Genomic DNA, 12108 nt, shown 5'->3' on the forward strand with positions numbered 1-12108 from the left:
GTCTGCCGGGCGCGGACCGGGGTGGACCCCGGTCAAGGGGCTCGTCGTCGGGAGAGATGACGACGAACGCGCTGCCGGGCGGTTCAGGTCCTCGTGCGTCCTCGGCGCGGCGGCCGCCCTCGGTACCCGGTCTCAAGCCTGTTCTTGAAGGGGCTGCGGGGCGGGCCAGTGCTCGGGAAGCGTGGGGTGACGGGTCCGACGCCGGGGGCTCACTGACGCCGGATGGGACCTGCTGGGACCTGCCCGAGCACTTCGGGCTCCGGAAGACCGTTGCCGGGCGGCAGCGCGCTGGTCGCTGGACGGGAGCGCGGGGACGCCATCGCCGAGCGGCCGCGTGTCGGCGCCGCCGTCGGCGAACCCCTCGGCGCCGGCATCGACTCCGCCATGGTGCTCGCCCGCCACCGCATGTTCGCCGCGCTGCCGCGCGGGGCCGATCCCGCACGGCCGCCCGACCGGCTGCTCGGCGGCAAGGCCTGCTCCTTGACCGCGATCCGCGCCCGCCCGCGCTCCCGCGACATCGCGGCGACCAGAACGAGGACCGCCGCGGACGCTGTTCTTCGGGGTGGTAGGCCGCTGGCCTTCGTCCGGGAGGCCTACCAGGGCCGCACCACCGCCGAACAGGCACTCAACCTGCTCGGAGCCGGGCGGTGGCGGCCAGGCAGCCCACGAGGGCCGCGGTGACGCGACCGCCCCACTCGCCGCCAACCGGGTCCGGCTCCGCGGCCTCGCCCGTCCGCAGAACACCGCCTAGTAACCGCCTAGTAGGCGTACGGCAGGGCCCCAGTGAAGGCGGTCTCGAACCACGCGTTGGCGGAGAGGTGGGCGAGGTAGCGCCCATCGGTGACCTCCAGCTCGAAGTCGGCGTCCGGCCAGGCTTCGTCGTCGGTGAGGTCGAACGACGCGATGACGCCGCTCGTCCGCCGGACGAATTCGCCGGCATCGGGCTTGAGGGAGAGGTAGCGGCTCCGCTCGTCCTTTCCGCCTCCGACTACCTGGCCCGCGTAGACGTCGCTGGCCCTGGCCCGCGGCTCGCGCACCTCCAGTGTGTCGTCCCGCAGGAGGTAGCCGGCGGAGTCCACACGGACGTCGCGGCCGAGGAGGAGCCCCCACAGCTCCGCGAACTCGGCCTCCGTCTCGGGGGACAGGGGGGCGTTGGCCACCCACGCGCTGCGCCACGCGTCCAGGATGAGCTGCAACCCGAACTCGGGAAGGTGCCCGCGATGGATCTCCCCGTCATTGCGGCTGATGACCCCGCCCACGAGCCTCGTCCCCTGACCCGCGTGCAGGAAGACATCGAACATCATCGTCATGGCCGGGATGCTAGCCGCCATGTCGGACACCGCGGGGTCTGCGCCCGAGGGCGGGTGCCGCTGACACGCGTCACCGGTTCTGGCGATGCCCCTGGGCGGTGCCTGGCCCCCCTCGGTCAGGCCGACGGCCCGTTGCGCTGCCGCCCCGCGGCGCGGGCCGCACGCAGGTGATGGGCCCGCAGCGTGTGCTGGGCGGAGCCGCGGGTGCGCACCGCCTTGACCACCGAGTGGGTCCGCTCGACGCGGGCCAGGCGCTGGGAGGTGTCGTCGGCCCGCTCCTCGGCCACGGCGGCGTGCTGGTCCCCCCGTGAGATGGCGTGGGAAACCTGGTGGCTGAGGTGGTTCAGGTGCTCCTTGATCTTGATGACCTTATCGAGGGTCTGAGGGCCGTAGACGAAGGCGGCGGTGGCCGCGAGGGAGGAGAAGACGACTCCGATATCCATGGGCCAGCACTCTAGGACACACGGCCCGCGTCCCGGCCCGCCGCGGGCCGGCGTACCGCGGAACCGGCCGCCGACGCCCCTCCGCCCCGGCTCCGCGCCTGAGCGGCGACGGGGGCGCCGACCACGGCCGACGCCCCTCCGCTCCGGTCGGCGGGCCGGCTCACCCCGCGCCGGGGTCGCGGCCCGGCTCCAGCGCCTGGTCGCTGACCGGCGTGCGGCCGAGGCGGCGGCGCAGCTCGTAGCCCACGAGGACCGCGGCCACGCTCGCCAGGGTGGCCAGCAGCGGCATTCGCTGCTCCGGCAGGAACGCCATCGCGACCAGCACGACCAGCAGCCCGGCGAGCGTCAGCCACGACAGGTACGGGAATCCCCACATCCGGAACGTGAGAAGCTCCGGCGACTCCCGGCGCAGCAGCGCCCCCATCCGCAGGTGGGACACCATGATGGTGATGAAGAGGATGAGGAGGATCGCCCCGATCGACGCGACCAGGAACGCGAACACCGTGTCGGGCCACAGGTAGTTGCCGATCACCGACAGGTACCCCACCACGGTGCCCAGCAGGATCGCCCGGGTCGGCACGCCGCGCCGGTTGACCGCCGCCAGCGCGCGGGGCGCGTCCCCCTGCCGGGTGAGCACGTGCAGCATGCGCGAGGAGGTGTACATCGCGGCGTTGAGCACGCTCAGCACCGCGACGAGCACCACGATCTCCATGATGAGCGGCGCCGCCGGCACCCCCACCGCCTCCATCACCGACACGAACGGGCTCGTCACCAGGTCGGTGGAGTTCCACGGCAGCACCGCCACCACGACGAGGATGGACGCCACGTAGAACAGCGCGATGCGCCACAGCACGCTGGTGGTGGCGCGGGCCACCCCCGCCTCGGGCTCGGCGCTCTCGCCGGCGGCGATCGTGACGATCTCCACCCCGCCGAACGAGAACAGCACCACGACCGTGGCGGCGCCCACCGCGACCCAGCCGTTGGGGGCGAACCCGCCGTGCTGCCAGAGGTTCGCGACGCTCATGCCGTCCGTGCCGGGCCACAGGCCCACCGCGAACAGGCCGCCCAGGACCAGGAACACCACGATGGTCGCGATCTTCACCAGCGAGAACAGCGACTCCGTCTCACCGAACACCCGCACCGACACCAGGTTCGCCGCGGTCATGACCAGCAGCAGCCCCAGCGAGAGCAGCCACCCGGGCGCGGGCACCCACTGCGCCAGGATCGCGGCGCCGGCCACCGCCTCGGCCGCGACCAGCACGCTGTACAGCCACCAGTACAGCCAGCCGATGCAGAACCCGGCGCGGGGCCCCAGCGCCAGGCGGGCGTAGTCGGAGAAGGCGCCGGCGGCCGGACGGGCGACCACCATCTCGCCCAAGGCGCGCAGAGTGCACAGCACCAGGACGCCGGCGAGGAGGTAGGAGACGACGGCCGCCGGCCCGGCGGCGTTGATCACGGCACCGGAGCCGACGAAGAGTCCGGCGCCGACCGAGCCGCCGATGGCGATCATCGTCATGTGGCGGCGGCGCAGACCCTGCGCCAGACCGGACGCCGGGGTGGTACGGGAGGCCGCCTTCGAAGGCGGCGTGGCATGCGGGTTCACGCCCATTGAGGCTACGCGGCCCGGAGCGCGCCGCACACGCCAGCTCCCCCGGGACGGCATGCGTGTCGCGGAAGCTCCGGCCCCGGGCCGCCCGGCGGCGCCGACGCGGCCTTCGCCGCCGGCACGACCGCCCGTTCTGTCGCGATGCTGAGTAGGCGGCCCGATGCCGATCCCGGCCCTGCCCCGCCCTCCGGACGCTGGCGCCGCCGCCGACTCGTGGACATGGCAGGCATGCGGAGACGCCTCATGGATGTCGGACTCGACCTGGTGCTCGCCCCGGAGCGCACGCTGCGTGAGGAAAGGACCGTCAGCGTCGTGGTACCGGCGCGCAACGAGCAGGAGACCTGAGCCGAGGTCGTCGAGGCCGCTCGCACGAGCCTCGTCCTCCTCGACGTCCCGGGCGAGGTCGTCGTGAGCGCCAGCGGGTGCGACGACGGCACCGCGGCGGGTGAAGAGGTCCGTCTGGGGCGCCGCGCAGGCAGCGGAGCGGGTCAAAGGGAGGCGCGGGCGATGGTGCCTGCGGTGAGGGTGGCCAGCATGTCTTGTAGGGCGGTGACGAAGTCCAGCTTGAACGCGGTGAGTGACGGGTCGGCCTGGTAGGCGGCGACCATCGCCTCGGAGGGGTGGGCGTGCGTCCATACGGCACCGATTGCCATGATCACGGCTGCGGTCAGCCGCGGGGCGTCCTCGCCCAGTTCGGGCAGGTAGCGGCCGGTCAGCGTGGCGATGGCGCCGACGTTGGCCACGGCCGCGCGCTTGTAGCGGGCGGCCACCTCGGCGGAGACGTTGTGCTCCAGGACGCCCGCCTGGGAGCTCAGCAGGTCGCACAGAACCCGGCGCTCGGCGAGGGAGCGGGCGACGGCGGCGGCGAACTGCTCCGTGCGCCGCTCCACGGACGCCGCCTGGTCGATCCCGGCGTCGAGGAGGGCGGGCAGGTCGGCGATCCACTGCTGCCAGGCGCGGTCCAGCAGCTCCAGCAGGATCGCTTCGCGGGATTCGAAGTAGCGCAGCACGTTGGACTTCGCCAGCCCGACCCGGCGGCTCAGTTCATTGAGGCTGACGGCACCGGCCGGCATCTCCTCAAGCATGGCCGCGGTGGTGTCCAGTACTGCCTGGCGCCGGATCTCGCGCTGCTCCTCACTGCGGGCACGCTGGAAGTTCGTCATGCCCTCATATTACAAACTGCCGGTCTTTTGACATCAGACCACCGGTCCCTTATGTTGGGGGCGCGCCGCAGAAGACCTCCTGGACCAGGTATCCGGCGCCTTCCGGGCCGCTTCATGCACCGATGTCAGCAGCTTGCCGCTTACGCGAGGGGCTGCCACAGCACCCCCTGAAAGCGAGAACACTATGAGCCCCGCCGCAAGCACCGAAGCCAACATCGCGGTCGTCAGCCGCTTCGTCGACGAAGTCGTCAACGGAGGCAACCTCGACGCGATCGACGAGCTCTGGGCCGGCGACATGGTCTGGCGCGGCGGCAGCCTGGGCGAGTACCACGGCATCGACGCCTACAAGAGCTTTATGGCGGCCAACGCCGCCGGCGCCTTCACCGGCATGCGCCTGGACGTCCTCCAGGTCGTCGCGCAGGGCGACACCGCCGTGCTGCTGTTCACCAACAGCGGCACCCACACCGGCGACTTCATGGGCACCGCTCCCACCGGCAAGCACGCCCGATGGCTGGGCGTCGGCGTGTACCGCATCAAGAACCACAAGATCGCCGAGGCCACCTTCGCCGAGGACATCCTCGGACTGCTTCTCCAGCTCGGCCTCACGACCCTTCCGAGTGCCGGATGACCCGCGCACAGCACACAACGAACCGGCGGAGACGCACAGAGATGAACCACTGGACACCTGACAGCATCCCCGACCAGAGCGGCCGCACCGCGCTGATCACCGGCGGGAGCAGCGGGATCGGACTGGAGACCGCGCGCGTCCTGGCCCGGCACGGCGCCCGCGTCATCCTGGCGGGACGCAGCCGGACCAAACTGGATCAGGCCGCCGAGACCGTGCGCGCTGCCGCACCCGGGGCCCGGACCGACACGCTGGTACTCGACCTCGCCGACCTCTCCTCCATCCGTGACGCCGCCACGCGAATCGCCGAGACCGTCGAGACGATCGACCTGCTGTTCAACAACGCCGGCGTGATGAACCTGCCCGAGCGGCGGCTGACACGCGACGGTTTCGAGATGACGGTCGGCACCAACCACCTCGGCCACTTCGCCTTCGACGCCCAGGTCTGGCCCGCCGTACACCGCGCCCCCGCACCGCGGGTGGTCACCGTCAGCGCCATCGCCGCACGATGGCCGATGGGCAGACTCGACGACCTGATGAGCGAGAAGAGCTACCGCGCCATGGGCGCCTACGCGAAGTCCAAGCGCGCCAATATCGTCTACACCCTCGAACTCGCCCGCCGGACCGCACACAGCCGCCTCGCAGCACTCGTCGTCCACCCGGGATCAGCGATGACCGGACTCCAGCAGCACGGCACCGGGACACTGAGCCGAATCGTCACCCCGGTCGCCGCGCGCCTGCTCATGGGATCGGCCGACGGTGCCGCCTGGCCACTCCTGTACGCAGCGACCAGTACGCACGTCAGCTCCGGACAGTTCATCGGCCCGGCCGGCCGCGACCAGACCTCCGGCACCCCCAGACTCGCCAAGCTCCCCAGAGGAGCGAACGACACCGATGAGGCCAGGCGGCTGTGGACGGCGAGTGAACAGCTCACCGGCGTGCCCTTCGACCCCGGGACCGAAACAGCACCCTAGGCCCCAATAGTCGGCACGGCGTACACCCCCTCGACCAACACCACACCCACGCAAGGAGTCGGACATGAACACCGGAGTGATCCTCGGCGGAGGCGGCTGGGTCGGCATCGCCTGGGAGACCGGTGTACTCGCCGCCCTGAGCGAGCACGCGGCATTCACCCTCTCGGACTGCTCGGTCGCCGTCGGCACATCGGCCGGCGCCTACGTCGCGGCGATGGCCATGGGCGGAGTCGACCTGGTCGAGCGCGCCCGCACCGAACAGAGCGGCGCCCTGCTCACGCCACTGGCACCGCTACCTGAACCAACCCCCGGCACCACCACTGACACCAGTGGCGGCACCAGCGCGGTTCCACCGGAGATCATGCGCTTGATGCTCTCCCCCGAAGGACCAAGCATCGAGCGAGCACGCACCATCGGTCACCTCGCCATGGCCGCCACACGCGACCAGGACCAGGACACGGCCGTGCACGTGCTGGGGTCCGTACTGCCGCTTTCCACCTGGCCGGAGGGCGACCTGCGCATCACCAGCGTGCGCTGTGAAACCGGCGAGACTGTGCTGTGGACGCGAAACGACGGCATTGGTCTGGCCGCAGCCGTCGCGTCATCCTGCGCCGTACCCGGCTTCTTCCCACCGGTCCAGTTCGACGGCGCCCATTACTGCGACGCCCCCCGCCTCCCCAGCGCCGCCGCACTGGCCGAGGAGAAGAACCTCGACGCCATCGTCTTCATCGGCCCCCGAGCGGGAGCACTCGCCAACGTGGCCGAGGACGCGGAACTCGACGAGCTCGAACGACAGGGTCTACGCATCGTGAGGATCACCGACGGCCCGGACTTCACCGAAGTCGCCGGAGAACTCCTCGACCAACGACTGCGCCCCCGCGCCACCCAGATCGGCCTGGACGACGGCCGCAAGGCTGCCCAGCAGGTCGCGGCGCTGCGGTGAGGGACAGCCACTCGGCGGTCAGAGGGGGGACCGTCGCCGCAGGCATCGGCGTCCATCGCGCGCCATCAGGCTCCGCCCCGCATGACGCGGCCGGCGCCCGGCCGGGCGCCACCGGGAGAGGCGGCGTGCACGCCGGACTCCTCCGGCGCTCCGGCGCCGGATCTCAGCGGGGCCGGGACCCGTTCCGGTGCCGCCGCACGGTCCGGCGCGCCCCGGAGGGCAGCCGGACGGAGTCGGCGGACTGCGCACGGGCCCGCGCCCGCCGGCCGCCCAGTGCGGAGCGCACGCCCACCGCGGCGTCGGACTCCCGTCGGGCCTGGAGGGCCACCAGGTGCTCACGGGCGTGCTTCACCAGGTCGCGGACGCCGCTGCGGTACAGGGCCCCCAGCGCGCCGAGCGCCAGCCGCTCCCGCACCGACACGGTGCCGCGGCCCGCCCGCACCCCAGCCCACAGCCCCGGCAGCCGCGTCGACTCACCGAGCGACGCCTCCAGCGCCTCCCGGCCCTCGGCCAGCCTCCCCTGCCCGACGAGGGCCTGCCCGAGGTAGTAGTGGGCGGCGGTCCGCACGACGGCGGTCGAGTGGAGCACCAGCGGCGAGACCCGCCGCACCTGGTGCTGCCACCCGGGCTGGCGCGGCCGCTCCACCCGCTCGGTGGCCCGGCGCTCCTGGACGTCCTGTACGTCGAGTTGCGTCCGGAAGTAGGCCTCGGCCTCCCGGTAGCTGTCCGTCCCGTCCGCGCGCTCGGTGCCCTCGTGCGGCCGGACGGTCCCCGCCGTGGTCAGGACAGCGGTGATGCCCGTGCCCGCGGCGAAGACGTCGTCGTCGGAGGCTGCGGGGTCGCGCGCCAGTTCGGCGAAGCGGGGGACGAGCGCGGCGACGTCCGCCCACCGCCGTTCTCCCGCGGACTTCCAGACGTCGATCGTCCGGCGCAGCTCGGCCATGTCGGCGGGGGAACCGGCGGCGCGGGAGTCACCCGGTACGGTCATCATCGCTCCAGAGGGGGTCGCGGTCCTCGGGTGATCGTACGCCTACCCGGGACCGGCCGAGTCGGCGCGGACGGCCGGGTGCCGCCGCGCGGAGGTGCGGACACCACCCGGGCAGGCGGGAGCGCACTCCTGACCGGGTGCCACCGCGCGGCCCAGGATGGGGACGCTCCGTTCCCCCCACCCGAAGGACGCCGGCACATGCCCTCCCGCCCCCTCGACCGCGCGATGTCCGTCGTGCGCCGTCCGTGGGTGGCCCCGCTCGCGGTGGTCACCGTCGTCTTCCTCGCGTTCGCGCTGCCGCCCTACCTGGGGCTGGACCCGAGCCGCTCGCGGATCCCGGTACCGGACGGCCGCCCGCTGTACTACCCGATGCTGGTGGCGCACATCTTCCTGGGCACCGTCGCGCTGCTGACCGCCTGCCTGCAGGTCTGGCCGTGGCTGCGCCGCCGCCACCCGGCCGTGCACCGGTGGAGCGGGCGCGTCTACGTGTTCGGCGGCGTGCTGCCCGCCGGGGTGGCGGTCCTGTTCGTCGCCCCCTTCGGCGCCCTGGGCCCGACACAGCAGGCGGCCAACACGCTGCTGGCGGTGCTGTGGCTGCTCACCACGGCCGCCGGGTACCGGGCGGCGCGGCAGCGGCGGTTCGCCGCGCACCGGGAGTGGATGGTGCGCAGCTTCGCGCTGAGCTTCTCCATCGTCGCCAACCGGCTCTGGATGGTGGTGTGCATGGCGGTGTTCACGCCGGAGGCGCTGACCGGGGGCAGCCCCGACCCGGCGGTGTTCGCCCAGGCGCTCGGAGTGTCCGCGTGGCTGAGCTGGGTGGTGAACCTGCTCGTCGCCGAATGGTGGCTGCAGCGCACCAGGTCCCGGGGCCGGGCGCAGCGCCGGGACGCCCGGATCCGGCGGGCGGGCGGCCCGGTCCCGGCGGAGTCGGCGCGACCGGCCTGACCGGTCGCGACCGCCAGGCCGCCGCCGGCGGCGGCCGCGCGGGGCGTCGCCGCCGGCGGCCAGCCCGCGTGGAGCCGCGCGGGCGGGCCCGCGGCGTCTGGGATCCGGCCCGGACGCCGCTCAGTGCGCGCCGTCCTCCCGCAGGTCGGCGGGGAGCAGCTGCTCGGTGAGCAGCCGGCGCACCCGGGCGGAGCGGTCGGGGGCGTCCAGCCAGGGGCCCAGCAGCCGCCACCCGTGGTAGTAGCCGAAGACGTACAGGCTCATGCCCGGGGCGCCCACCGAGGTGAGCGCCGCACCGACCTCGGCCTCGTCGAGCAGGCCCCACCGGGACAGGTAGCCGGCGACCTCCCGCTCCGGACGGCCGCGGGCCGCCAGGAGGGCGGCGTTGGCCCACACGCCCCACAGCGCGTTCCTCGCCGCGTGGATCTCCGCGAAGTCGCTGCCGTCCGGCCGGACCCCCTGCTCAGCGAGCACGTTGCGGGCCAGCCAGGACTGGGCCTCGTCGCCGGGGAACAGGATGCCCTGGGCGTGCAGGCCGAGCCCCTCGCTGAGCACGAAGGACGGCGAGAGCATGAACCGCACCCAGTGGTCGGTGCGGCCCTGCCCGTCGAGGAGGTGGATCTCCTTCAGCAGGGACTCGGCGATGTGGCCGGGATGCCCCTCGTGGGCCACCACGTACAGCAGGTCGGCCAGGTTGAACGGCAGGCCGCCGTTGACGAAGATCGTCGAGCGCCTGCCGCCGCGGTGGTGCCCCGCCGCGAGGAAGTGCGCCCGCGGCAGCACCTCGCAGTCGACGACCTCGTCCGCCGGCAGGGGGACGATGGCGCTGGTGCGGGCGCGGGTCTCGGCCACCGCCCGGCCCACCAGCTCCGGCAGCCGCCCCGCCGCGCCCGGCGCGAGGCGGTGCCGCGCCTGCCAGGCGTGCAGCCGCTCCGCCAGTGTGCCGGCGGCCCCGGGCAGCGCCGCGTCCAGCCGCGCGTGCGCCGCCTCGAACAGCTCCTCCGGCACCCACTCGACCTCCACGCCCAGGCACTCGCGGGCGTAGCGGCGCAGCGGCGGCTCCTCCCCGGCCAGCCGGCGCGCCACCGCCCGCAGCGCGCGGACCTGCGCGGCCAGGTAGCGCGCCCGCGGCGGGGCGAACGGGAGCTCGTCCAGCAGCCGCTCGGCGTCGTCGGCGAGCCGGCCGGCCGCAGGCGGCTCCTCGGCCTCCGCCGCGTTGCGCCACTCGTCCGGCCCCCGGTAGATGAGCACCGTCCCGCCGTCCGTGCCGACCACCCGCCGGTTCACGCGCAGGGCCAGCATCGCGTAGTCCCGCACCCACTGCCGCTCCGTCACCGCCATGGTTCCTCCCTGTCCGGTCCCTGGGTACGCGCCCACGCTAGGTGTACGGTTTTTCCGTACACTGCACGGAAGGAGGCGGACATGGCCCGCCCGCACCCCGCCGTCTGGCTCGGGGACCGGCCGCGCCGCCGGCCCCGGCTCTCCGAGGAGCGGATCGTCCAGGCCGCCGTCGCGCTGCTCGACGCCGAGGGCGTCCAAGGCTTCTCGATGCGCCGGCTCGCCGCCCGGCTGGGCGCCGCAACCATGTCGCTGTACGAGTACGTGGCGACCAAGGAGGACCTGTTCGACCTCGCCCTGGACGCCGCCATGGGCGAGATCGAACTGCCGGCGGACCGCCCGCCGGCCTGGCGCGAGGAGCTCACCCACCACGCCGTGCAGAGCCGGAGGGTGATGCGGCGCCACCCGTGGATGACCGAGCTGGTCGGCACCCGCCCGCTGCTCGGCCCGAACGCGCTCGCCCGCTCCGAGCGCTTCCACGCCGCCCTGGCCGCGGCCGGGTTCGCCGGAGCGGAACTCGTGGCGGCAGCCGGCGCGGTCTCCAGCTACGTGCACGGCTACGTCGTCACGGAGAACGTGTGGCGGGCCCGGATGCGCGACCCCGCCGAAGAGCGCGAACTGCGCCGCCGCGCGCAGTCGTACCTCGCCGGCCAGCCCGACCGCTACCCGGTGCTGGCGGAGCACGCCCGGCTGGAGGACGCTGACTTCGACGCCGGCTTCCGCAGCGGCCTGGAGCTCATCCTCGACGGGATCGCCACCCGGCTCGCGCCGTGATCCGGACCGGTGCGCGGTCCCCGCCGTCCGTGCCCGGGCCGCCTGCGCCTGACGGCCGCGCCGCCGCGAGAGACGGGGTGCCCGCCACGACCGGGAACCACGGGAATGCGGACGGACCGTCATGGACACCGCGCCGGACCGACCGTGATCATGGAGCGCGCCAGCGCTCACGACACGGCAAGGACGGCGGAATCCATGAAGGAACCGAACCCCGGCGTACGCGAACTGGTCGCGCACGCCCTCCTCCGAGCCACCGACCCGGAGAAGGACCGGACCCTGACCGCCGCACTGTCCGCACGCCTGGCCTCGGCCATGTTTCCCGGCGACCCGGTTCTCGAAGGGGCCGCCGCCCACGCCCGCCGCTTCCAGGGGACCACGCCGCCGCGGCTGCCCCCGCACGCCGAGGAGCACCGGGCCGCGAAAGTCGGCGAGCTCAGGAAGCTGCTCGCCGACGCGGACGATCCGGCCAGGATCGGCTTCACCGCCGCACGGCTCGCCCAACTCACCCTGTACGGCGACACGGTCATGGACCGCGCCGCGTTCCACGCCGAGTACGTGCGCCGCTACGGCGCGGACGTGGCGCGGGAGGATCCCGCCACGATCAGGGGCGCCGCCGCCCAGGCACGCGCCCTCGCCCACCTCGCCCCCGGCAACGTCGACCTGCGCGAAGCCGCCGAGCACCTGCGCAGGGTGCGGGAGGCCATCGACTTCAGCCGGATCCGGGAGCGCGCCTCGGCGGCGGACGTGGAAGGCGTCCTCAACGCCCCCGGCCCAGGGGCCTCAGTGCTCCTGCGGAACGTGTACGGCGTAGTGCGCGACCTCTACCAGGCCGAGGCCCAGGGCCGGAGGGAGGACGCCGGGAAGGCGGCGGAGCGCCTGACCGGCCTGCTCAAGAGCGCGGCCGGCACGCCCCGGGCGACAGGCGCTGCCGTCCCGGGCGCCCCGGTGCGGGCGGGGGAGCTGCGCCCGGGACGGCAGCGCCTGTCGCCCGGGGCGTGC

Annotated in this window: 13 protein-coding genes; 7 read left to right on the forward strand and 6 right to left on the reverse strand. The window is 73.7% G+C overall.

Translation table 11 applies throughout. The annotated features are described in order from the left end of the window. Positions 1 to 270 precede the first annotated feature (270 nt). Positions 271 to 681 (forward strand): hypothetical protein, encoded by a 411-nt coding sequence (locus DEF28_RS10575; RefSeq protein WP_114397627.1) that lies wholly within the window; start codon positions 271 to 273, stop codon positions 679 to 681. Between the two features lie 77 nt (positions 682 to 758). Here the strand turns inward: DEF28_RS10575 and DEF28_RS10580 are convergent, their stop codons facing one another. The 4 genes from DEF28_RS10580 to DEF28_RS10595 all read right to left on the reverse strand — a co-directional run bounded on the left by DEF28_RS10580 (position 759) and on the right by DEF28_RS10595 (position 4522). Continuing rightward, complete coding sequence (locus DEF28_RS10580) at positions 759 to 1310, reverse strand: hypothetical protein (protein ID WP_147280107.1); 552 nt, start codon at positions 1308 to 1310, stop codon at positions 759 to 761. A 116-nt stretch (positions 1311 to 1426) separates the two neighbouring features. Then, positions 1427 to 1753: a hypothetical protein gene (locus DEF28_RS10585; protein ID WP_114397625.1), complete on the reverse strand. Its 327-nt coding sequence runs from the start codon at positions 1751 to 1753 to the stop codon at positions 1427 to 1429. Between the two features lie 160 nt (positions 1754 to 1913). After that, on the reverse strand, positions 1914 to 3269 hold the full coding sequence (locus DEF28_RS10590) for an amino acid permease (RefSeq protein WP_114397624.1): 1356 nt from the start codon (positions 3267 to 3269) through the stop codon (positions 1914 to 1916). Between the two features lie 578 nt (positions 3270 to 3847). Beyond that, complete coding sequence (locus DEF28_RS10595) at positions 3848 to 4522, reverse strand: TetR/AcrR family transcriptional regulator (protein ID WP_114397623.1); 675 nt, start codon at positions 4520 to 4522, stop codon at positions 3848 to 3850. 184 nt (positions 4523 to 4706) lie between these two features. Here DEF28_RS10595 and DEF28_RS10600 point away from each other — a divergent pair, with 184 nt between their 5' ends. The 3 genes from DEF28_RS10600 (at position 4707) to DEF28_RS10610 (ending at position 7064) form a co-directional block, all read left to right on the forward strand. Continuing rightward, on the forward strand, positions 4707 to 5150 hold the full coding sequence (locus tag DEF28_RS10600) for an ester cyclase (RefSeq protein ID WP_114397622.1): 444 nt from the start codon (positions 4707 to 4709) through the stop codon (positions 5148 to 5150). 41 nt (positions 5151 to 5191) lie between these two features. Next, complete coding sequence (locus DEF28_RS10605; protein ID WP_114397621.1) at positions 5192 to 6121, forward strand: oxidoreductase; 930 nt, start codon at positions 5192 to 5194, stop codon at positions 6119 to 6121. Positions 6122 to 6185: 64 nt separating this feature from the next. Then, complete coding sequence (locus DEF28_RS10610; protein ID WP_114397620.1) at positions 6186 to 7064, forward strand: patatin-like phospholipase family protein; 879 nt, start codon at positions 6186 to 6188, stop codon at positions 7062 to 7064. 163 nt (positions 7065 to 7227) lie between these two features. On the opposite strand, the gene DEF28_RS10615 is transcribed toward DEF28_RS10610, so the two are convergent. Next, complete coding sequence (locus DEF28_RS10615) at positions 7228 to 8055, reverse strand: hypothetical protein (protein WP_114397619.1); 828 nt, start codon at positions 8053 to 8055, stop codon at positions 7228 to 7230. A gap of 195 nt (positions 8056 to 8250) precedes the next feature. On the opposite strand from DEF28_RS10615, the gene DEF28_RS10620 reads away from it, so the two are divergent. Further along, positions 8251 to 8997 (forward strand): DUF2306 domain-containing protein, encoded by a 747-nt coding sequence (locus DEF28_RS10620; RefSeq protein WP_114433190.1) that lies wholly within the window; start codon positions 8251 to 8253, stop codon positions 8995 to 8997. A 120-nt stretch (positions 8998 to 9117) separates the two neighbouring features. Here the strand turns inward: DEF28_RS10620 and DEF28_RS10625 are convergent, their stop codons facing one another. Continuing rightward, the gene (locus DEF28_RS10625) at positions 9118 to 10338 is read right to left on the reverse strand and encodes a hypothetical protein (RefSeq protein ID WP_114433191.1); all 1221 of its coding nucleotides are present in this window, start codon (positions 10336 to 10338) and stop codon (positions 9118 to 9120) included. An 81-nt stretch (positions 10339 to 10419) separates the two neighbouring features. On the opposite strand from DEF28_RS10625, the gene DEF28_RS10630 reads away from it, so the two are divergent. Continuing rightward, a complete protein-coding gene (locus DEF28_RS10630; protein WP_114400800.1) occupies positions 10420 to 11109 on the forward strand; it encodes a TetR/AcrR family transcriptional regulator in 690 nt (229 codons plus the stop codon). Positions 11110 to 11304: 195 nt separating this feature from the next. Then, positions 11305 to 12108, forward strand: an 804-nt coding sequence (locus DEF28_RS10635) for a hypothetical protein (RefSeq protein ID WP_147281058.1), incomplete at its 3' end; no start/stop codon positions are given.

Origin of the sequence: Marinitenerispora sediminis (assembly GCF_003336425.1) — a bacterium.
Taxonomy (GTDB): Bacteria; Actinomycetota; Actinomycetes; order Streptosporangiales; family Streptosporangiaceae; genus Marinitenerispora; species Marinitenerispora sediminis.